Source organism: Nocardiopsis sp. CNS-639 (assembly GCF_000381685.1).
GTDB classification, from domain to species: Bacteria; Actinomycetota; Actinomycetes; order Streptosporangiales; family Streptosporangiaceae; genus Nocardiopsis; species Nocardiopsis dassonvillei.
Genome location: NZ_KB906895.1, coordinates 1 through 21,475 on the forward strand (window position 1 = coordinate 1; position 21,475 = coordinate 21,475).

The window sequence follows — 21,475 nt, forward strand, 5'->3', positions numbered from 1 at the left end:
AAGACGTTGGGGTGGAAGACTCCGGCTGAGGCTTTGGAAGAACAGCTAGCCTTGCTACAACAAGCCGGTGTTGCGACCACCGATTGAATCCGGTCTGTGCTCCCCGCGCACGCGGGGATGGTCCCTCCCCGTCCAGGGCGTCCCCCGCCAACTCTGGGTGCTCCCCGCGCACGCGGGGATGGTCCCCTCGGCCGCCTCGACCTGCCGTCGCACGAGTAGTGCTCCCCGCGCACGCGGGGATGGTCCCTCGTCGAGCAGGCCGGGCGCGTCGGCCAGGGTGTGCTCCCCGCGCACGCGGGGATGGTCCCGGAGTGGCTATCTCGTTCAGACCGTCGTCTAGGTGCTCCCCGCGCACGCGGGGATGGTCCCTCGTCGAGCAGGCCGGGCGCGTCGGCCAGGGTGTGCTCCCCGCGCACGCGGGGATGGTCCCGGAGTGGCTATCTCGTTCAGACCGTCGTCTAGGTGCTCCCCGCGCACGCGGGGATGGTCCCTGAGGGATGAGCTGGTAGTCGCTGCTCACCGCGTGCTCCCCGCGCACGCGGGGATGGCCCCCTCACCGGCCGCCATCACACCGGCCACTAGGGGTGCTCCCCGCGCACGCGGGGATGGTCCCCCCGCCAGTGCGACCGGCAGTGCGGCCAGCCCGTGCTCCCCGCGCACGCGGGGATGGTCCCCTCGGCGCGACCCTGATGCAGGCCGGTCGAGAGTGCTCCCCGCGCAGGCGGGGATGGTCCCACCGGCAGGTCCTCGGACGGGGGCAGGATCGTGTGCTCCCCGCGCACGCGGGGATGGTCCCGACTATGCACAACCCCAGTTCACAGCGCTACAGTGCTCCCCGCGCACGCGGGGATGGTCCCCCGGCCCTGTAGTGGTCGACGACGTGGGTGGGGTGCTCCCCGCGCACGCGGGGATACGCCCGGCACACGAGCCACTCGGTTTACATGGACAGTTAAACCGGCTTGGCCGGATGAGGTCAGGGCGAGTTTCGGCGTTTGCCTGCGAAGGCGCCTCGAACCCTTGTTCAATGTCGGCCATGACGCACGAAGGGCGCCCTCAGCCCTGGAAAGACCGCCTCTCCGAGGCCGCCCGCACCGTGTGGGCCAAGCACGACTTCGATGCCAACGGTTGGCTGCCCCTCTACCGCCATATGGCCGACAGCGCCGCCGTCGCCACCCGGCTATGGGACTCCTGGCTCCCCGCGCAGGTCCGCGACCACATCAGCCGCATACTCCCCGACGGCGATCACGACGCCCGCGTCCTCACTGTCTGGCTCGCCGCCACCCACGACATCGGCAAGGCCACCCCCGCCTTCGCCTGCCAGGTCGAACACCTCGCGGCCGACATGCGCGCGCACGGCCTCGACATGCCCCTCCAGAAGCAGATGGCCGACCGCGGCCTCGCCCCCCACGGCCTGGCCGGACAGCTTCTCCTCCGCGACTGGCTCGTCGAGCACCACGGCTGGACGGAACGCGCCACCCACCAGCTCACCGTCGTCGCCGGAGGCCACCACGGCGTCCCGCCCACTGTCAACGCCATCAAGGAGCTGGACCTTCACCCCGGACTCCTGCGCACCCCCGGTCACGAGCAGGCCTGGACAGCCGTTCAGCACGAACTCCTGGACACCGTCGCCCGCATCACCGGAGCATCCGAACGCCTCTCCGCCTGGAACTCCCTCAAACTCTCGCAGACCGCGCAGGTCCTGCTCACCGCCCTGGTCATCACCGCCGACTGGATCGCCAGCAACCCCGAACTCTTCCCGCTCTTCCCGGGAGCCGGAGAACGCGGTAGCGACCCCGAACGCACCGAGGCGGCCTGGCGCCTCCTCGACCTGCCCCGGCAGTGGGAGCCCAAGGAACCCCAGGGCACGGCGGCCGAGATCTTCGAGGCCCGCTTCGACCTCCCACCGGGAGCCGTCCCGCGCCCCGTCCAGGAACAGGCCGTCGAGGCCGCCCGGGCGATGTCGGGCCCCGGCCTCATGGTCATGGAGGCCCCGATGGGCGAGGGCAAGACCGAGGCCGCCCTGGCCGCCGCCGAGATCCTGGGTGCCCGCACCGGCGCGGGCGGTTGCTTCGTCGCCCTGCCCACCATGGCCACCAGCAACGCCATGTTCCAGCGCTACCTGCACTGGCTCGAACGCCTCCCCGGGATGCCCGAGCAGGCCGTGTCGGTCTTCCTCGCCCACTCCAAGGCCCACCTCAACAAGGACTTCACCGAACTCATGGGCGGCGGCCGTCACCTGGCCACGGACACCGACCGCGACGGCCGCGACGGCCCGGACGGCCGCGGCGCCGATCCCTCCAAGGGCAACAGCCCGGCGGAACTGGTCGCCCACCGCTGGCTCCGGGGCCGCAAGAAGGGCATGCTCTCCTCCTTCGCCGTCGGCACGGTCGACCAGCTCCTCTTCACCGGACTCAAGAGCAAGCACCTGGCCCTGCGCCACCTCGCCCTGGCGGGCAAGGTCGTGGTCATCGACGAGGCCCACGCCTACGACACCTACATGAACGTCTACCTGGACCGCGCCCTGGCCTGGCTCGGCGAGTACGGCGTCCCGGTCGTCATCCTCTCCGCGACCCTGCCCGCCCGCCGCAGGCGCGAGCTGGTCGACGCCTACACCGGCACGTCCAAGCCGTCAGGCGGTGCCGCTGCGGAGGCCACTGAGGCGGTGGAGAGCGCACGCGAGTACCCGCTGATCACCACCGCCGAACGCGGCTCGGCACCGCGTGTCCACACCCCCGCCGCCTCCGGCCGCTCCACCGACGTCGCCCTCGAACCGCTGGACGACGACCTCGGAGTCCTCGCTGACCGCCTCGACGCCGAACTGGCCGAGGGCGGCTGCGCCCTGGTCGTGCGCAACACCGTCGCCCGCGTCCACGAGACCGCCTCCCACCTGCGCGACCGCTTCGGCTCCGACACCATCACCGTCGCGCACTCGCGCTTCCTCGACCTGGACCGGGCCGACCGGGACGCCCAGCTCCTCCAGGCGTACGGGCCGCCCGCCAAGGTCGCCGAACTCGGCGGCGAGCGCCCCACCCGCCACATCGTGGTCGCCAGCCAGGTCGTGGAGCAGTCCCTGGACGTGGACTTCGACCTGCTGGTCACCGACCTCGCCCCGGTCGACCTCGTTCTCCAGCGCATGGGCCGCCTGCACCGTCACCCGCGCGGCGAGGACCAGAGCCAGCGCCCGCCCCGGCTGCGGGCGGCCCGCTGCCTGGTCACCGGCGTGGACTGGACCCAGACCCCTCCCCAGCCCGTAAGGGGCTCGCGCACCGTCTACGGCGCCTACCCCCTGCTCCGCTCCCTGGCGGTGCTGCGCTCCCGGCTGGAGGCCGGTCCCAGCCCCGACGAGGTCGGCCCCGGCCCAGACGGGGCCGGTGGCGCCGCCAACACGGTCGCCCTGCCCGGCGACATCAGCCCCCTGGTCCAGGACGCCTACGGTGATGCCGAGAAGGCGCCGCCGACCTGGGCCGAACGGCTCACCGAGGCCAGGGAGGCGCACGAGCGCGAGCACGCCCGCAAGGGCGAGAAGGCCCAGACCTTCCTCCTCAGACCGGCGGGCCGCGACGGCAGGGCCATCGTGGGCTGGGTCGACGCCGGGGTCGGTGAGGCCGACGAGACCCGGGCCGGAAAGGCCCAGGTCCGCGACACCGGGGAGAGCCTGGAGGTTCTAGTGGCCCGCCGGTACGCCGACGGAACGGTCACCACCGTTCCCTGGCTGTCCGAGGAGCGCGGTGGCCTGCCCCTGCCCACCCACGACGCGCCCCCGCCTCGCTCCGCCCGTGCCCTGGCCGCCTCCGGACTGCGCCTGCCCTACCAGCTGACCGCCTCCGGAGCGGTCATGGACCAGGCCATCAGCGAACTGGAGTCGCAGGTCGTCATGGACTGGCAGAACAAGGACGCCCACTGGATCGCCAAGGAACTCGTCCTGTTCCTGGACGAGGACAACCGCGCCGAACTCGCCGGACACACGCTCCACTACACCGAATCCGACGGCCTGGAGGTCCACCGTGCCGACTGACGCCACCACGTCACCGCCACCGCTTCGGCCCGCTTCATTCGACCTGACCTCGCGCCCATGGATCCCGGTCCAGCGCCTGGACGGGGAGGAGGTCGAACTCTCCCTGACCGGGGTCTTCGAGCAGGCGCCGGACATCCGCCGCCTGGTCGGCGACGTGCCCACCCAGGACTTCGCCCTCCTGCGCCTGCTCCTGGCGGTTCTGCACGACGCGATCGACGGCCCGCGCGAGATCGAGGACTGGGAGGAGCTGTGGCGGGACGGAATCCCGGCCGACCGGGTCCGCGACTACCTGCGTGAGCACCGGGAGCGCTTCGACCTGCTGCACCCCGAAACGCCGTTCTTCCAGGTCGCGGACCTGAGCACCGGAAAGGGGGAGTACTCCTCGCCCGACCCGATCGTGGCGGACGTGCCCAACAACGCGCGCTTCTTCACCATGCGCGCGCACGGCGCCGAGCGCCTGACCTTCGCCGAGGCCGCCCGCTGGCTGCTGCACGCCCACGCCTACGACACCTCGGGCATCAAGTCGGGCGCGGTCGGAGACCCCCGCCTCAAGGGCGGCAAGGTCTACCCGCAGGGCGTGGGCTGGTCCGGGAACCTCGGCGGGGTGTACGTGGAGGGCGACGACCTCCAGCGGACGCTGCTGCTCAACCTGATCGCCTTCGACACCGACGGTCTGCGCGCCGACTCCGACCAGGACGCCCCGGCCTGGCGCCGGGCCCAGGTCACCGCCCAGCCCCTGAAGGGCGCGCAGGCCGAGACCCGCCCCCACGGGCTCCGCGACCTCTACACCTGGCAGAGCCGCCGCGTCCGGCTGCACCACGACGGCGAAGCGGTCCACGGCGTCCTGCTCGCCTACGGGGACCCGCTCACCCCGCGCAACAAGCACGACCGCGAGCCGATGACCGCGTGGCGGCGCAGCCCCGCGCAGGAGAAGAAGCTGCGCGAGAGCACCGTCTACCTGCCGCGCGACCACGACCCCGCCCGTGCGGCCTGGCGCGGGCTCGGGGCGCTGGTCACCGGCAGGGTCCGAGGGGCCGAACAGCGCCAGGAGGCCGCGAAGGTGGTGCGTCCGCGCGTTCTGGACTGGATCTCCCTTCTCACGTTCGAGGGGATCCTGCCCAAGGACTTCCTGGTCCGCGCGCGCCTGGTCGGCGCTGTCTACGGCACCCAGCAGTCCGTCATCGACGAGATCGTGGACGACGCCGTGGCCATGCCCGTCGTCCTGTTCCACGACCGCGACAGCGCCCTCACCCAGACCGCGATCGACGCGGTCAACGACGCCGAGGAGGCCGTCACGGTCCTCGGTGACCTGGCTACCGCCCTCGCCGACGCGGCGGGCGCGGACGGCGAGGGGCCGAGGGCCACCGCTCGCGACCGCGGGTTCGCGGAGCTGGACGAGCCCTTCCGCAAGTGGCTGCGCGGCCTCGACACCACCGAACCCCCTCTGGAGCAGCGCCGCGCGTGGCAGCTCACGGCGCACGAGATCGTGTTCCGCCTCGGCGCCGAACTCATGGACACGGCAGGGGAGGCCGCCTGGACGGGCCGGATCGTGGCCACCAAGAAGGGTTCGGTCTGGCTCACCGCCTCCCGGGCCGACCTGCGCTTCCGCTCCGCCCTGCGCAGGGCGCTCCCGCTGACCAACACCGACCACTCCCCGCAGGAGGAGCAGTGACCACCACGAGCACCGCCGGGTTCGTGCCCCAACTCAAGGACGTCGGGGAGCTGGTCGACGAACGCGTCCGCCAGCTCCAGGGCGGCTACCTCAAGGACCTCCCCGAGGCCGTCGCCACCCTGGCCAAGCTGCGCCGGGGCGCGGGCAAGCCCGTCGAGGCCGTGCCGGAACTGGTGGGGCTGGCCCTGGACCACCGCTTCTACGAGCGCTTCTCCGTCTCCGACCCCCGCACCGAGGACGCCGAGGCCGCCGCGCACGAGGCGCTGACCCTCTACGCCCTGCACCAGCAGTCCAAGCGCGAGAAGGGCATGCATCGGCGCGGGCGCGACCTCGGCGGGGCCGTCCGCCGACTCATGCCCTCCGGGGACATCGACGAGCCGCTGCGCAGGAGGTTCGTGCAGGCGGGAAGCGCCGCGCACCACGCCACCCGCCTCGACCGGCTCCGGGGGATCGTCCAGCTCCTGCGAGCCGAGGACGTCCCGCTCGACTACGGCCTCCTGGCCGACCAGCTGTACGACGCCCGCACCCGGCCCGGGGCCGAACGCGTGCGCCGGGCCTGGGGCCGCGGGTTCCAGGCCTACCGGCCACAGGAGGCCGGTGGGACAGCCGTCGGTTCCGACACCGACGCGGAGACCGGCGACCCGACCGCGACGGACTGAACTCCGGGGACGCCGCCGGTCCCGACACCTTTCGGGCGCGGTCGCTCCCGGCGCCCGGCGCCCTTCGGAACCCGACGTTCTCCGAGGCCCGATGTGCTCCGGAGGCCGACGCTCCCCGAGGCCCGGTCCGCCGACTTCCCGTCGGCGCGTGGACGCTCGCTCCGGCCGACGGGAAGCGGGCGTGCCCCGCTCGCACCGCCCCTTCTGCCTGTTGTCCTTTCAGCCCGCACTTTTCAGTACCCAGATGAGGAACACCATGAGCCGCACCATTCTCGACGTGCACGTGTTGCAGACCGTGCCGCCCAGCAACATCAACCGCGACGACACCGGCGCTCCCAAGACGGCCGTCTACGGTGGCGTGCGCCGATCCCGGGTCTCCAGCCAGGCCTGGAAGCGCGCCACCCGCCTGGCCTTCGACGCCCTGCTCGACCCCCGGGAACTGGGCACCCGCACCAAGCGCGTCGCCGAACTGGTCGCCTCCCGCATCCGTGAGATCGACCCCTCGATCGAGGAGGCCGAGGCGCTGGCCCTGGCCGCCGAGACCGTCCAGGTCGCCACCGGCTCCAAGATCGAGGTGCCCAAGCGCAAGGCCGACGCCGCCAAGAAGAACGGCACCAAGGAGCCCGCCCCCGAGTCCGCCTACCTGATGTTCCTCAGCGCCCGCCAGCGCGACGGGCTCGCCGAACTCGCCGTGGAGGGCCGCGAGGACATCAAGGCCTTCCTCAAGGACAAGGACAACAAGGCCCGCGCCAAGGCGGTGGCCGACACCCGCCACTCGGTGGACATCGCCCTGTTCGGCCGTATGGTCGCCGACGGCGCCGACGTCAACGTGGACGCCGCCGCACAGGTCGCGCACGCCATCAGCGTGCACGCGGTGGAGAACGAGTCCGACTACTACACGGCCGTGGACGACCGCAACCCCGAGGAGGAGACCGGCGCTGGCATGATCGGCACCGTCGAGTTCAACTCCGCCACCCTGTACCGCTACGCCGCCGTGGACGTGGACCTGTTGCGGAAGAACCTGGGGGAGGGGCTGCACGAGGACGAGCCGGTCACCGAACCGCTGCGCCGCGCCGTGGAGGCGTTCGTGCGCGGGTTCGTGGAGTCGATGCCCACCGGCAAGGTCAACACCTTCGGCAACCACACCCTGCCCGACGCGGTCGTCGTCAAGCTGCGCGGCGCGCGCCCGATCAGCTTCGTGGGGGCCTTCGAGGAGCCCGTGGAGGCGGGCGCGGGGCACGTCGCCCAGGCCAGCGCGCGCCTGGCCGAGTACGTGCCGCAGGTGGAGCGGGCGTTCGGTGCGGCCGACGACGTCGACACCTGGGTGGTGCGGGTGGGGGAGCGCACCGCCAAGCTCTCCGGCCTGGGCGAGGAGGTCACCCTCCCCGAACTGGTCGAGCGGGTCGGCGCGGCCGTCGCCCAACGCCAGGCGCCGCGGGCATGAGTGCGCTGAGCGTCCTGCCCCTGGTTCTGGCGGGCCCGCTCCAGGCCTGGGGCTCCGCCTCCCGGTTCGCCCGCCGGGGCACGGAGAACGCCCCCACCAAGAGCGGCGTGCTCGGGCTGCTCGCCGCCGCCCTGGGCCGGGACCGCACCGCAGACCTGTCCGACCTGGCGGCGCTGCGCTTCGGCGTGCGGGTGGACCAGCCCGGAATCCGCGTGCGCGACTACCAGACCGCCAAACACCTGGACACGGGCACGTCCATGCCGGTGTCGGAGCGCTTCTACCTGTCCGACGCCGTGTTCGTCGCGGCGGTGGAGGGCGAACGGGACATGATCGCCGAGCTGTACCGGGCAGTCCGCGAACCCGTCTACCTGCCCTACCTCGGCAGGCGCTCGTGCCCGCCCTCCCGCCCGCTCGACCTGGGCGAACCCGAGGAGGGGCGCGTCGAGGACGTCCTGGCGGGGCGCCCCTGGCAGGCGGCCGACTGGTACCAGCGGCGCACTGGGCGCCGCCGGGGCGCGGTGATCACGCTGACCACGCTGGTGGACGCGGCGCCCGGAGACGGCCGGGCGGACTCGCTGCGCGACCTGCCGCTGAGCTTCGATCCGGCGCACCGGCGCTACGCCCTGCGCGCGGTGCGCTCCGGTTCGGTGGACGTGCCGAACCCGTTCGCGCGGCGCCGGCCGGTTCCCGACCACGATCCCACGGCTGCCCTGGGAGGAAACTGATGTACCTCACCCGATTCCGGTTCAACACCCACCGCCCCGGAGCGAGGAAGCTGCTGTCCTCGCCGCAGGCCCTGCACGCGGCCGTGATGGGCTCCTACGCGAACCTGCTGCCCAGCGATACCGGCGGCCCCCGGGTGCTGTGGCGGGTGGACCGCAACGCCCGCGCGGAGGTGTTCCTGTACGTGGTGGGCCCGGACCGGCCCGACCTGACCCACGTGGTGGAGCAGGCCGGGTGGCCGACCGACCCGGAGAACACGTGGCAGACGCACGAGTACACCGGGTTCCTGAAGAGGCTGGAGGCCGGGCAGACGTGGGCGTTCCGGCTCACCGCCAACCCCGTGCACAGCATCCGCCGAAAAGACGGCGAGCCCACCAAGCCCACCGCGCACGTCACGCCGCGCCACCAGGCGGGGTGGCTGCTCCAGCGCCAGGAGCGGTGCGGTTTCGAGGTCGTGCGCAAGCCCGCCGAACAGCAGCTCCTTCCGGGTGAGGACGAGCACGAACTGGTCGTGCACGACCGCGACGCGCGCGGCTTCGACAAGGCGGACCCGCGCCCGGACCGGCGGGGAAAGCGGATGCGGGTTCCCGTGGTCACCGCGACCTTCGACGGCAGGCTGACCGTCACCGACCCCGACGCGCTGCGCCGCACGCTGTGCGCCGGACTGGGTCGGGCCAAGGCCTACGGCTGCGGGCTGATGACCCTGGCTCCGGTGGGGTGAGGCATGAAGACCGTGGGAAAGCGCAGGACCTCGGGGCCGCGCGAACTGACCAGGGTGGGCGACCGGTTGTCCTTCCTGTACCTGGAGCGGTGCATCGTGCACCGCGACTCCAACGCCATCACCGCCGAGGACGGGGACGGGACGCGCTACCTGCCGTCCGCGACCATCGGCACGCTGCTGCTGGGGCCGGGCACGAACGTGACCCACTCGGCGATGAGCCTGCTCGGCGAGTGCGGGGCGACGGTGGTGTGGGTGGGGGAGCACGGGGTGCGCTACTACGCGGCCGGGCGCGCGCTCACCCGTTCCTCCCGGTTGGTGGAGGCGCAGGCGACGGCGTGGGCGAACCGGCGGAGCAGGCTCGACGTGGCGCGGGCGATGTACCGGATGCGTTTTCCGGACCTGGACGTGGAGGCGCTGAGCCGTCAGGCGCTGCTGGGCAAGGAGGGCGACCGGGTCAAGGCGTGCTACCGGGAGCAGGCGGCGCGGACCGGTGTGACCTGGCGCGGGCGGCGGTACGTGCCGGGGGACCACGACGTCTCGGATTCGCCGAACAAGGCGATCACCGCGGCGGCGCAGTGCTTCTACGGGGTGGCGCACGCGGTGACGGCCGCGCTCGGGTGCAGTCCGGGGTTGGGGTTCGTTCACTCGGGGCACGAACGCGGGTTCGTGATGGACGTGGCCGATCTGTACAAGGTGGAGATCGGGATTCCGGTGGCCTTCGACGCGGCGGCGCAGGGTGAGGAGGACGTGGACGGGGTGACGCGCAGGCTCTTGCGGGATCAGATCAATGAGAAGGGGCTGCTGGAGCGGTGCGTGCGCGATATCAAGAAACTGCTGCTCGGTGATGGGGCAGATGGGGTCGGGGCCGAGGGCGCGGGCGAGGGTGCGAACGACGACGTGGCGGACACGGTCGGGCTGGTGGGCGACCGGGGTGAGCTGCTGGAGTCGGGTTACAGCTACGCCGACGAGGTGGTCTGGTGACGGTCGTCGTGCTCACGAACTGTCCGGCCGGGCTGCGCGGGTTCCTGACCCGGTGGCTCATGGAGATCTCGGCGGGGGTGTTCATCGGCAACCCGTCGCGCCGGATCCGGGAGGCGCTGTGGGCGGAGGTGAAGGAGTACGCGGGGAACGGGAGGGCGTTGCTGGCGTACAGCGACGACTCCGAGCAGGGGTTCACTTTTCAGACCTTCGAGCACCACTGGGAGCCGGTGGACCACGAGGGGTTGACCCTGATGCACCGTCCGAAGAAGGCGGTGGAGGAGACCCGGAGGCCGCCGAAGAGCGGGTGGAGCAAGGCGTCGAAGAGGCGGCGCTTTGGTGGGAGGTGAGTTCTTTGGGGGTTTTGGGGTCGGTGGGGTGCGTGTCCGTCTCTGAAGAAGTTGGAAAAATGGCTGCTTGCCGTTGGTAAGTTCGCAGGTCGTTGACGTGCTCCCCGCCCGCGCGGGGATGGTCCCTGGCCCGGCATGTACGTCGACTCCCTGGAGGAGCGCCTGGACGTGGTGCTCCCCGCACACGCGGGGGTGATCCCACCCTCCGCGCGTAGTCCTCGCATTGCAGTAGGTGCTCCCCGCGCACGCGGGGATGGTCCCCGGGGGAGACCGGCAAGCCACGGCACGGCCTGTGCTCCCCGCGCACGCGGGGATGGTCCCTTACCGTGGGCGGCGAACTGTGCTTGGTAGTCGTGCTCCCCGCGCACGCGGGGATGGTCCGGGGCGGCCCCCCAGGCCCACCGCATGCAGCGTCAGGCGCTCTCCTCGCTCAGGGTGCCGCCGAAGCTCCTGCGCCGTTCCGCGTAGGTGTTGACGGCGCGCACCAGGTGGGGGTGGTCGAAGTCGGGCCAGAGGGCGTCCTCGAAGACGAGTTCGGCGTAGGCGGTGTGCCAGGGCAGGAAGTTGCTGGTGCGCTGCTCGCCGGCGGTCCTGATCAGGAGGTCCACGTCGGGCAGGGTGGGATCGTAGAGGTACCCGGCGAGGTCGGACTCCGCCATGCGCGTCGGGTCCAGCCGCCCCGAGAGCGCCTCGGCCGCCGCGTGTTTGACCGCGTCCACCATCTCCTGGCGGCCTCCGTAGTCCAGGCAGAACGTGAACGTCACCCCGCTGTTGCCCGACGTCAGCTCCTCGGCCCACTCCAGCCGTTCGCGGAGCGCCGCCTCGACCCTGGTGCGGCGGCCGTACCAGCGCATCCGGACGCCCCGGGCGTGCAGGCGCCCGGTAACCCCCGTGACGCGCCGGGCGAACACCTTGAACAAGGAGGACACCTCTTCGGGAGAGCGCGACCAGTTCTCGGTGGAGAAGGCGAAGGTGGTCACGTACTTGATGCCCAGGTCCCCGGCGGCGTCCATCAGACGGTACATCGCCTCCTCCCCGGCCATGTGCCCTTCCACCGCGGCCAGCCCGAGTGCCCCGGCCCAGCGCCGGTTACCGTCCATGATCACGGCCACGTGCTCGGGGACCGCGGCGGGAGGGCCCCCGGGTGCAGGCGACGGGGCGGGCGGCTGCCGTTGCCGCGTCCCCGAGGCGACCGGCAGGACCTCGACGGGTGTCTTCCTGGTCTGTGACAACCGGGCGGGAACGGCTGTTCGCGGTGGGGCGTCCGGCCGGACCGCAGGGAGGTACTCGCACTCGTCCAGGCCCGTTCGCAGCCCGGCCAGCATGGAGGCGAGGAAGGGGCGGCTGGAGGGGTGCGCGGCATCGACCACCTCCTGCCCCCGCTCCAGAAGGCCGCGCGCCCGTCGCACCTGCAGGGCGATCAGTTCCCGACAGGCATCCGTGCCGAGCGCGCCGATCAGGCCGTCCGCGTCCAGGCCGAACCGCTCCAGGTCCTGGCGGGGCAGGTAACAGCGGCCCTGTTCGAGGTCTTCGGGCAGGTCGTTGAGGATGTCGATGTACTGGAAGACCTCGCCCAGCAGCGACATGAGTTCCGGGGTGTCCTCCCGGACCGGCTCCAACACGGTGCCGAACAGCTCCGCGACGGTGCCGCTCATACCGCGCAGGTAGCGGCGCAGGTCGGCGAAGCCGGGAAAGTCGGGCGGTCGGCGGCTGTCCTGTTCGAGTGTGGTGAGAAGCTCCTCCAGAACCGGCACGGGCATGTCCCACGCCCGCACCGTGTGGACCACGGCGCGCTGGACCGGCGGCAGGCGAACGGGCGCGCCGGGTCCGTCGGCCAGCGCGGTCAGGATCTCCGCGCGGAACCGGGCCAGGGCCGGTCCGCGCTCGGAGACCTCCCCCTCGTCGGCCAGCCGATCGGCCCATATCCCGAAGGCGGCCAGTGCGTGCGCGTAGGGGCGCTTGTGGGCGGGCAGCAGATCGACGACCCGGGGGGAGACGTGGTCCGCGGCCGTGTGGATCCTGCGGCAGACCTCGAAGGCGCGCGCCAGGCCGGTGTTGGCGCCCCGCTCCGCGATCAGCGGGGGACCCGTCCTCGTGTAACCGCTCATCGCCGTTCCTCCTCGGTGGCCTGGGGAGGGAGCCCTCGCCTCCGAGAACCGTGTGCGGCGAAGGGGTCCGTCTGAGCCCGCACTCCCACGAACACCGAGGGGATCTGAATAATCACGATGAGTAGCATAGTGGTTCCCGTGATGACGAGGACCTGCCTGCCTCGATCACCGACACCACCGGAGTGGTGTGGAAGACCGCCTGCGACGACGACCAGGTCTTCGGTCCGACGGTGTCCGACGGCACCGGGGAGGGAGCGCGACCTCCTGCGGCCACGGTGAGCCCGGCGGCAGGAGGGAACAGGAGGGAAAGGGTGTTTCCCCCGGGCGGGGACGGCCCGCCATCCGACGGGTCACTCTGCCCGGTGGGCGCCTGAGTCCGTCCGGGGCCAAGGGAAAAGCCCCCGCGCGACGAGGTGTCGCGCGGGGGCTCCCGCGTCTCGCCGGACCGTCGCGGATCCCCCGAACCGCCGGTCCGGCGCGGGCCGTGCGCGCTCACCCCCGAGAGGCGCCGGCCCGGCACCCGCGCCGCGTCATCCCGGGCTGTACGGCCGTGGAGGCCGTCCCCGCGGCCCGAGGAGCGCGCGAGTGCACACCAACCTGTCTACCCGTCCGGCGGCGGGTAAACATCGTCCCTCCCGGCCTCCGTCGGGAGCGCGGTACGGCCAACCCCCCCATCAAAGGGGGACGGCGCCGCTGAAGAACACCGCGTCGTCCCCTTCGGGCTCGACCGCGATCAGCACCTGCTCGTGGTCGGGGTCCACGTTGAACCCGTAGGTGAGCGTCGCCTCCTCACCGTCGGGAAGCGGTTCGTCGAAGTGGGCCGAGCGCCCGGACCCGTTCTCGTCGAACTCCAGGATGATCGGAGGCGCCTCCCGGGTGTCGGGGCCGTGGAAGGCGAACACGGCGACGCGGGTCGCGTCGAAGGTCTGGCCGGTGGCGTTGGCGAGCGTGAGGTCGAAGGTCAGCGCCGGTTCCCCCTGGGCGTCCCGGGTGCGCTCGAAGTCCTCTACGGCCACGGTGAGTCCTTCGGTGATCTGGGCCTGGGTGGTGCCTTCGGGGTCCAGGCCGGTGACCCGGGAGGAGGACTCGCTGGCACCGGTGCCGGCATCGGCACTGGCACTTGCGCTGGCTGAAGGCGTCGGCTCGCTGGCGGCGGGGCGCTGTTCCTCCTGCGGTGTGGAGGGGGAGCAGGCGCCGACCGCCAGGACGGCGGCGGCCGACACCAGGGTCCGGGCCGCGCTGACGGGGTGGAGGGCAGGCGTGTCGTTCATGGGTTCCAGCATGGATCGCGACTCGACCGGTGTCCCTGGAAAACGAACACGATCCTCCGTGGGAACGCGTCGAGCTTCCGCGTACGCCGAGGCGGACCGCCCGACACTGTCGGCGGCCCGGTGAGGGGTCCGTCGCCGGGTCACCGCCTCCGGCTTTCCGTCACCTTGTCCTCACGATCCGTGTTACTGGTCTTGACAGGTCTAGACCACCCTTGCTTTGGTGACGGCACCCCCAGCGGCGCGCGGTCGGACGTCGCGCCGCACCCTAGGAGTGTGAACACGTGATCCGTCGTCTCCTGAGCAAGCTGGCCGCGCTCGGCGCGCTCGCGGCTGTGCTCGTCGTCCTCCCCGTGACCGTCGCGCAGGCCGCCGCCACCTGCGCGCCGGCCTGGAACTCCTCCGCCGTCTACACCGGCGGTGGGCAGGTCTCCTACGACGGCCGCAACTACACCGCCAGGTGGTGGACGCAGAACGAGCGTCCCGGCACCTCCGAGGTCTGGACCGACCAGGGCCCCTGCGGCACCGACGGCGGCGGTGAGGAGCCCGGCCCCAGCGGGTTCGTCGTCACCGAGGCCCAGTTCAACCAGATGTTCCCGAACCGGAACCCCTTCTACACCTACAGCGGCCTCACCGCCGCCCTCAGCTCCTACCCGGCCTTCGCCAACACCGGCAGCACCGAGGTGAGGAAGCGCGAGGCGGCCGCCTTCCTGGCCAACGTCAGCCACGAGACCGGCGGGCTGGTGCACATCAGGGAGACCAACGAGGCCAACTACCCGCACTACTGCGACTGGAACCAGCCCTTCGGCTGCCCGGCCGGTCAGGCCGCCTACTACGGGCGCGGCCCGATCCAGCTCAGCTGGAACTACAACTACAAGGCCGCTGGCGACGCCCTCGGCATCGACCTGCTGAACAACCCCTACCTGGTCGAGCAGAACGCCTCGGTCGCCTGGCGGACCGGCCTCTGGTACTGGAACACCCAGTCCGGACCCGGCACGATCACGCCGCACAACGCCATCGTCAACGGACACGGCTTCGGCGAGACGATCCGTGCGATCAACGGCTCGATCGAGTGCAACGGGGGCAACCCGGCGCAGGTCCAGAGCCGGATCAACAAGTTCACGCAGTTCACCCAGATCCTCGGCACCACCACCGGATCTAACCTGAGCTGCTGATCCCCGGACGGGGCCGAGCGCCCGCCGGACACATCCGGGCGGGGGCGCGCCCGGCCATCGCGGCCGGAGCGTCTCCGCCCGGTGCTCGAAGAGCGCGGGGCGCACGTACCGCGATTCCTGACGCGGCGGCCCCTTCCGTCCCATCCGGACCGTGACGGGGCCGCCCGGCGGGCCGTGCGCACACTAGGCTCCAGCGATGGACCGAGTCACCGATGTACCCCACACCCCCGCCCGGGCCGCGGATCCGGCCCGGACGAACGACTACGACGGCTTCGCCGAGGCGTACGCGGCGGACAACGAGAACAACATCCAGAACGCCTACTACGAACGTCCCGCGATGCTGGCCCTGGCCGGGGACGTGACCGGCCGCAGCATCCTGGACGCGGGCTGCGGCGCGGGCCCCCTGTCCGCCGCCCTGCGCGACCGGGGCGCCGACGTCACCGGCATCGACGCCAGCGCCGGAATGCTGGCGTTGGCCAGGCGCAGGCTCGGGGACGACGTGGACCTGCGCGTGGCCGACCTGAGCGATCCCCTCCCGTTCGCCGACGGCGCGTTCGACGACGTGGTCGCGTCGCTGGTGCTGCACTACCTGGAGGACTGGGGTCCGACGCTGGCCGAGTTCCGGCGCGTGCTCAGGCCCGGCGGTCGGCTGATCGCGTCGGTGCAGCACCCGTTCACGGACTACGCGATCCAGGACCCCCGGCCCGACTACTTCGCGACCACCAGCTACAGTGCCGAGTTCGCGTTCGGCGGGCGGACCGTTCCGCTGAGGTTCTGGCGCAGGCCGCTGCACGCGATGACCGACGCCTTCACCGCCGCCGGGTTCCGCCTGTGCGCCATCAGCGAGCCGAAGCCCGATCCGGCCGCCCGTGAGCTGTTCCCCGACGAGTTCCATGCCCTGTCGACCAGGATCGGCTTCCTCTTCTTCGTCCTGGAGGCGCCGCCGTCGCTCGCCGGTGCGTGACGGCAGGGACCACCGTGCGGCCCCGGCGCGGGTCAGCCCGCGCGTAGCGCCTCGATGACCGGGCGTTCGACCGGGGTGGGCCGCCGCGCGTCGAGGTCGAGTTCCCCCACGGGCAGCAGCGGCGGCTGGGCCATGAAGCGCGGGGCGGCGCCCCGGTGCGGCTGGGCGGCGTGCACGAGGAACGGGTGGCACAGGAAGACGTCCCCGGCCGCGCCGGTGGCCAGCGCCTCGGGGCGGCCCTCGCTGGCCGGGACGGCGGCGCCGCACAGGTCCATGAACTCGCGGCCACCGTCACCGGCGTCGGCCAGCAGGGGCGGCACGTCGCGGTGCGAGCCCACCCGGATGCGGGTGGGCGCGTCGTCAGGGCCGACGTCGGAGAACAGGAAGAGCATCAGCAGGGCGCGCCCGCGTGAGCGGAGGTTGACGCGGGGCTCCCCCCGGGCACCGGCGAACGACGCGTCGAGGTGCCAGCCGGCGTCCCCGGGGTCCTCGTCGCTGGGGAAGCGCACGGGGAAGGTGCCGAGCCCGCCCGGGCGCTGCCAACGGCCCTCGCCCACCAACTGGTCGAACGCCTCGTGCAGCGCGGGGGTGGTGGCGGCCTCCCGGAACGGCGGGTCGTGGTAGCCGCCGAGGCGGACGACCGGCCGGGTCCAGGTGGCGGGATCGTCGGGCTCGCAGCCGAGGTCGGCCCACAGCCGCTCCCGGCCCCGGTCGGCGAGTTCGCGCGGAAACGCCCCGCGCAGGGCGACGAACCCGTCCTCGACGAAGGCCCTGATGTCGTGATCGGTCAGCATGAACCGGTTCCCCTCTCGTTCACCGGCCACGTTAGGGAGCACTCCGGGGGAGCGACCCGACAGTTGCGGTTCGCCTCCGGTCGGGAACTCCGGCCCACGGCCGCTCGCGACACATGGAGTCCGCCTCTTGGTCGATCCCCTCGCCGGTCAGGGCGCTGGAGACCCCGTGGCGTACGTCCGGGTCGGGAACGGGTGCTCCTCGGGCGCGTCGATCCGCCGAGAGGAGGCCCGGCGAGCCTGTGATCGGCAGGTCCTGGATAGGTCCGCGCCGTGCGCCCAGGATCGGTACCAGGGCCCGAGCGGGACCCCGGAAGGCGAGCGGACGCGTGCTCGTCCACCGCCCCGACGTGCCCCCACCCACCGCCCCGGAGCGGTCGCGGGCGAACGCCACCGACGCCTTCGCCGGTGACGCGGCCGTCCGCTCCGGGAGCATCCGCACCAGGAGCACCCGCTCAAGGAGCACCCGCGCGGACCGGGGCCGCCGGACCGACCCGGCGGCGCACCCCCAGCCACGACATGAGGGAGAACGACCATGCCACGTCGAACCATCGACATCACCGTGCCCGACCTGACCGGGAAGCGCGCGCTCGTCACCGGCGCCAGCGACGGGATGGGCCTGGCCATGGCCAGGCGGCTGGCCGCCGCGGGCGCCGAGGTGATCATGCCCGTCCGCAACACGCGCAAGGGCGAGAACGCGGTCGCCGCGATCCGGCGGACGGTGCCCCGCGCGAACGTCTCGCTGCGCAGCCTCGACCTGTCCTCACTCGCCTCGGTCGCCGCCCTCGGCGACACCCTGCGCGGGGAGGGCCTGCCGATCCACATCCTCATCAACAACGCGGGCGTGATGAGGCCCCCGAACCAGCAGACCACCACCGACGGCCACGAACTCCAGTTCGCCACCAACCACCTCGGCCACTTCGCCCTCGTGGGCCACATCCTCCCGCTGCTGCGCGCGGGCCGGGCGCGGGTGACCTCGCAGATCAGCGTCGCCGCGCGCCGCGGCTCCATCAACTGGGAGGACCTGAACTGGGAGCGCTCCTACAACGGGATGCGCGCCTACAGCCAGTCCAAGATCGCGTTCGGGCTCTTCGGCCTCGAACTGGATCGCCGCAGCACGGCCCACGGGTGGGGCATCACCAGCAACCTCTCCCACCCCGGTGTGGCCCCGACCAGCCTTCTGGCCGCCCGCCCCGAGATCGGCCGCGGCGAGGACACCCCCCACATCCGCCGGATCCGGGCCCTGTCGGCCCGCGGGATCCTGCTGGGCACCCTCGAAACGTCCAAGCTGCCCGCGCTCATGGCCGCGACCGACCCGGCCGCCAAACCGGGCGCGCTCTACAGCCCCAGCGGATTCGGGAGGCTGGGCGGCCCGCCGTCCGAGCAGCGGCTGTACCCGCCGCTGCGCAGCGCGCGGGAAGCCGCGCGCGTCTGGCAGGTCTCCGAGGACCTGACCAGGGTCTCCTTCCCCGCGGCCGTCTGATCACCGCCGTTTGACCGCCACTGCCTGCCCGACCGCCCCACGACCCACGGAGACCGCATGAGTACAGCCGCCCCCCGCACACCGAGACCCAGGAGCCCCTGGTGGGTGCTCGTCGGCAGCGGCACCGCCAACGCCGTCGGCCCCCAGATGTACCTGGCCACCATCGGCCTGTTCGTACTGCCGATCGTGGAGGACACCGGCTTCAGCCGCACGACCGTCACCGGGGCCTTCTCGGTCGCGGCGGTCGGGATGGCGATCGGCCTGGTCATCGTCGCCCAGCTCGTGGACCGCTTCGCCGCGCGGTACATCCTCGTGCCGGGGTTCGTGCTGTTCGCGGCCTCCATGGCGCTGATCGGACTGGTGCCGCCGGTCGAGTGGGTCTACCTCGTCCCGTGCTTCTTCGTGGGCTTCTTCGGGGCCGGGACGGCCGTGCCCGCCACCAGGGCGGTGGTGAGCTGGTTCGACAACAACCGCGCCCTCGCCGTCGGAGTGGTGACGGGCATCATCGGGCTGGGCTCGGCCCTGGCCCCGCTGCTGGCCGGAGCGCTCATCGAAGGCTTCGGATGGCGGACGGCCTACGGCCTCATGGCGCTGATCTCGGTCCTGGTGTCGGTCACGATGGTCACCCTGTTCGTGCGCGCCCGCGCCGAACGGCACGTGCGCGGACGGCTCGTCCAGGAGGCCCGGGTGGAGGGCCGCGAGGTCAGCCTCGAACTCCCCGGCCTGACGGTCGGCGAGGCGGTCCGCACCCGGCAGTTCTGGGGCATCGCGCTCGGGCTGGGCCTGGTCGGGGTCGTCGTCTACGGCCTCCAGGTCCACCTCGTGCCGATGATGACCGACCGCGGGCTGAGCGCCGACCAGGCCGCCACCCTGCTGGTCGTCTTCGGCCTCGCCTCGCTGGTGGGCCGGGTGGCGGGCGGCCTCATCCTCGACCGCGTGCACGCGGGCGTCATCGGTCCGATCGTGATGATCGCCCCCATCATTGGCATGTTCTTCCTGGAGCCGCCGTTCGGTGTCGCGGTCGTCGCGGTCGCCTTCATCGGCGTCGCCTTCGGCATCGAGGGCGACCTGCTCGCCCTGCTCATCACCCGCTACCTGGGCACGCGCTACTTCGGCCGCATCCTGGGCCTGGTCCAGGCCGCGTTCCTCCTGGGCAGCGCGCTGGGGCCGCTGCTCCTCGGGCTGGGGTACGACCTGCTGGGCTCCTACGACCCCGTCATCCCCGTCCTGATGGGCGTCCTCGTCGTCGGCGCGGTCCTCATCGCGACCCTGGGCCGCTACGTCTACCCGGCCGTCAACGGCTTCGACCGCCTCGCCGCCCGCGACGAACTCGCCGCCTCCGAGGTGCTGAGCGACATCGCCGGGAGCGGCGACGCCCACGGCTCCCAGGACAGGCCGCGGGCCGAGGCCCACGGCTGACCGGTCCGAGAGCGGTACACCACCGGGCCGTCGCGGGCCCGGGGAGCACGGTCCCGTCCCGTCCGCCCGGGTCAGGACCCGTGGGCACACCACCCGGCCCGGGCGGACGGCCGACACCCGACTGCCAACACCAGACCGCCAAGGAGAGAGCATGACCGAGCAGAACCCGTGGCCGACGCGGAGGGCGGGGCGGTCGACCGTCCTGGCCCAGTTCGGCCGGGCCCGAGCCGACCTGATGCAGTGGGCGCTGACCACCGGTGACGTGCTAGCCGACGCGGTCGTCGCCGAGATGCACGAGATCGGGATGCAACAGGCCAGGCCGGTGGTGGACAAGGGCATCCGGGAGGGCCTGGCCTCCCTCGCCGACCCGCCTCCGGCACTGGCGGCGCTGCTGCGGCAGACCGAGAGCCCGCCCGACTACGTGGACGACGCCCTGCTCGACCAGGGCCCCATGCCGTTCTACACCTCGCCGCCGCCGGTGCACATCATCGCGCTCAACGCGGGCTCCCTGATCCGGGTCTACGAGTCGCCGTCGATCTCCAAGGTGCTGACCACGACGGGACGGCTGGTCGAATCCGCGCAGCGGCGCATCCAGGAGACCGGGGCGTGGCTCACCCGGACCATGCTGCCCGGCAGCCTCCGCGTCGGACAGCCGGGCTACGTGGCGACCCTGGAGGTGCGGATGCTGCACGCGCATATGCGAAGGCTCGCGCTGAACCGCGGCTACGACAGCTCGGCGGACGGCTGCCCGATCAACCAGGTCGATCTGGGGCGGACCTGGATGGACTTCACCCTGACCGCCTACACCGCCGAAGAGCTTCTCGGGTTCGGGCTGAGCAGCCGCGAGCAGGCCGACCTGTACCGCTACTGGTGGTACGTCGCCCACCTGCTGGGGATCGACGCGCGCCTGGTCGAGGGGATCACGGGCAACGAGGCCGCCGCACGCCTGGACGCCGTGTTCCAGGCCGTGACCGGACCGGCCACGGAGGAGTCGGCCGTGCTGGCGGACGCGACGCTGGCCTCGGCGACCTCCGCGCTGCACGCGATGCTCAAGGTTCCCGGCGAGCTGGCCCGACCGGCGCTGAACGCGATCGCCCGCCGGATCCACGGCGACGGAGCGTGCCAGGACCTGCGGATCCCTCCGGCCCCGATCGCCGACGCGTGGCTGGGCCCGGTGCTGTCCGGGCTCGCGCTGGCGCGCGAACGCCGCCGCCGGGACCCGGGGCGATGGCAGGCCGCGATCGACCAGAACCTGGCGGCCGCCCGCGAGCTGGTGGCCAGGCCCGGCCAGCCGACCGCCTACCAGCGCGGCGCGACCGGTTCCGAGGACTGAGGGAGCGGCCGCGAGTACGGGTGCTATGGGCCGGAGGGGTTCCAGCAGGCCAAGGGGCTGGTGTTCGGCGCCGACGCTGTCGACTCCGGTGGATATCGCTGACGGAAGTGGTGTGGGAGGGCGGTCGCTGCTGGGAGACAACAGAAGGGGCGCACTTCTCGGCCGGTATTCTGCGGCCATGGTGTTTTCAGGGCAGAGTGCTTCGTCCGCTTTGTCTGTTTCCCAAGAAGTTGGAAAAACGGCTGCTTGCCGCTGGTAAGTTCGCAGGTCGTTGACTGACCGGATTCAATCGGTGGTCGCAACACCGGCTTGTTGTAGCAAGGCTAGCTGTTCTTCCAAAGCCTCAGCCGGAGTCTTCCACCCCAACGTCTT

16 protein-coding genes and 2 CRISPR repeat arrays are annotated in these 21,475 nt (G+C 72.1%); of the genes, 13 read left to right on the top strand and 3 right to left on the bottom strand.

What is annotated here, in order from left to right; all coding sequences use genetic code 11:
• Positions 1-96 precede the first annotated feature (96 nt).
• A CRISPR array of direct repeats spans positions 97-918; the repeat unit is 29 nt; unit sequence GTGCTCCCCGCGCACGCGGGGATGGTCCC.
• A gap of 106 nt (positions 919-1,024) precedes the next feature.
• The 8 genes from G011_RS0129020 (at position 1,025) to cas2e (ending at position 10,562) form a co-directional block, all read left to right on the top strand.
• Entirely contained in the window at positions 1,025-4,015 is a 2,991-nt protein-coding gene (locus tag G011_RS0129020; RefSeq protein WP_019611548.1) for a CRISPR-associated helicase/endonuclease Cas3, read from the top strand.
• Positions 4,005-5,687, top strand: a complete 1,683-nt coding sequence (casA, locus tag G011_RS0129025) for a type I-E CRISPR-associated protein Cse1/CasA (protein WP_019611549.1) — start codon at positions 4,005-4,007, stop codon at positions 5,685-5,687. The genes G011_RS0129020 and casA overlap by 11 nt, the downstream gene beginning before the upstream one ends.
• A complete protein-coding gene (gene casB, locus G011_RS0129030) occupies positions 5,684-6,346 on the top strand; it encodes a type I-E CRISPR-associated protein Cse2/CasB (RefSeq protein ID WP_019611550.1) in 663 nt (220 codons plus the stop codon). The genes casA and casB overlap by 4 nt, the downstream gene beginning before the upstream one ends.
• 256 nt (positions 6,347-6,602) lie before the next feature.
• Complete coding sequence (cas7e, locus tag G011_RS0129035; RefSeq protein ID WP_019611551.1) at positions 6,603-7,790, top strand: type I-E CRISPR-associated protein Cas7/Cse4/CasC; 1,188 nt, start codon at positions 6,603-6,605, stop codon at positions 7,788-7,790.
• Positions 7,787-8,515, top strand: a complete 729-nt coding sequence (gene cas5e, locus G011_RS31945) for a type I-E CRISPR-associated protein Cas5/CasD (RefSeq protein WP_019611552.1) — start codon at positions 7,787-7,789, stop codon at positions 8,513-8,515. Before cas7e ends, cas5e begins: the two co-directional genes overlap by 4 nt.
• Entirely contained in the window at positions 8,515-9,234 is a 720-nt protein-coding gene (cas6e, locus tag G011_RS31950; protein ID WP_019611553.1) for a type I-E CRISPR-associated protein Cas6/Cse3/CasE, read from the top strand. Before cas5e ends, cas6e begins: the two co-directional genes overlap by 1 nt.
• Before the next feature lie 3 nt (positions 9,235-9,237).
• Positions 9,238-10,215 (top strand): type I-E CRISPR-associated endonuclease Cas1e, encoded by a 978-nt coding sequence (gene cas1e, locus G011_RS0129050; RefSeq protein ID WP_019611554.1) that lies wholly within the window; start codon positions 9,238-9,240, stop codon positions 10,213-10,215.
• Positions 10,212-10,562 carry a type I-E CRISPR-associated endoribonuclease Cas2e gene (gene cas2e, locus G011_RS0129055; RefSeq protein ID WP_019611555.1) on the top strand — a complete coding sequence of 117 codons (351 nt, stop codon included), beginning with the start codon at positions 10,212-10,214 and terminating at the stop codon, positions 10,560-10,562. The genes cas1e and cas2e overlap by 4 nt, the downstream gene beginning before the upstream one ends.
• Positions 10,563-10,659: 97 nt before the next feature.
• Positions 10,660-10,944: a CRISPR direct-repeat array (repeat unit 28 nt; unit sequence GTGCTCCCCGCGCACGCGGGGATGGTCC).
• Between the two features lie 31 nt (positions 10,945-10,975).
• Here the strand turns inward: cas2e and uppS are convergent.
• Together uppS and G011_RS0129065 are read right to left on the bottom strand one after the other, a co-directional pair.
• Positions 10,976-12,670 (bottom strand): polyprenyl diphosphate synthase, encoded by a 1,695-nt coding sequence (uppS, locus tag G011_RS0129060; RefSeq protein WP_019611556.1) that lies wholly within the window; start codon positions 12,668-12,670, stop codon positions 10,976-10,978.
• A gap of 674 nt (positions 12,671-13,344) precedes the next feature.
• On the bottom strand, positions 13,345-13,941 hold the full coding sequence (locus G011_RS0129065) for a hypothetical protein (protein ID WP_155979866.1): 597 nt from the start codon (positions 13,939-13,941) through the stop codon (positions 13,345-13,347).
• A 281-nt stretch (positions 13,942-14,222) separates the two neighbouring features.
• Between G011_RS0129065 and G011_RS0129070 the strand changes: the two genes are divergently transcribed.
• Positions 14,223-15,113, top strand: a complete 891-nt coding sequence (locus G011_RS0129070; RefSeq protein WP_019611558.1) for a glycoside hydrolase family 19 protein — start codon at positions 14,223-14,225, stop codon at positions 15,111-15,113.
• Positions 15,114-15,309: 196 nt separating this feature from the next.
• Entirely contained in the window at positions 15,310-16,077 is a 768-nt protein-coding gene (locus G011_RS0129075; protein WP_019611559.1) for a class I SAM-dependent methyltransferase, read from the top strand.
• Between the two features lie 32 nt (positions 16,078-16,109).
• On the opposite strand, the gene G011_RS0129080 is transcribed toward G011_RS0129075, so the two are convergent.
• A complete protein-coding gene (locus tag G011_RS0129080; RefSeq protein WP_019611560.1) occupies positions 16,110-16,871 on the bottom strand; it encodes a phytanoyl-CoA dioxygenase family protein in 762 nt (253 codons plus the stop codon).
• 532 nt (positions 16,872-17,403) lie between these two features.
• Between G011_RS0129080 and G011_RS0129085 the strand changes: the two genes are divergently transcribed.
• From G011_RS0129085 to G011_RS0129095, 3 genes are all read left to right on the top strand, one after another.
• The gene (locus G011_RS0129085) at positions 17,404-18,351 is read left to right on the top strand and encodes an SDR family oxidoreductase (RefSeq protein ID WP_019611561.1); all 948 of its coding nucleotides are present in this window, start codon (positions 17,404-17,406) and stop codon (positions 18,349-18,351) included.
• A gap of 57 nt (positions 18,352-18,408) precedes the next feature.
• Positions 18,409-19,770 (top strand): MFS transporter, encoded by a 1,362-nt coding sequence (locus G011_RS0129090; protein WP_231391629.1) that lies wholly within the window; start codon positions 18,409-18,411, stop codon positions 19,768-19,770.
• Between the two features lie 151 nt (positions 19,771-19,921).
• Entirely contained in the window at positions 19,922-21,103 is a 1,182-nt protein-coding gene (locus G011_RS0129095; RefSeq protein WP_019611563.1) for an oxygenase MpaB family protein, read from the top strand.
• Positions 21,104-21,475: the final 372 nt, after the last annotated feature.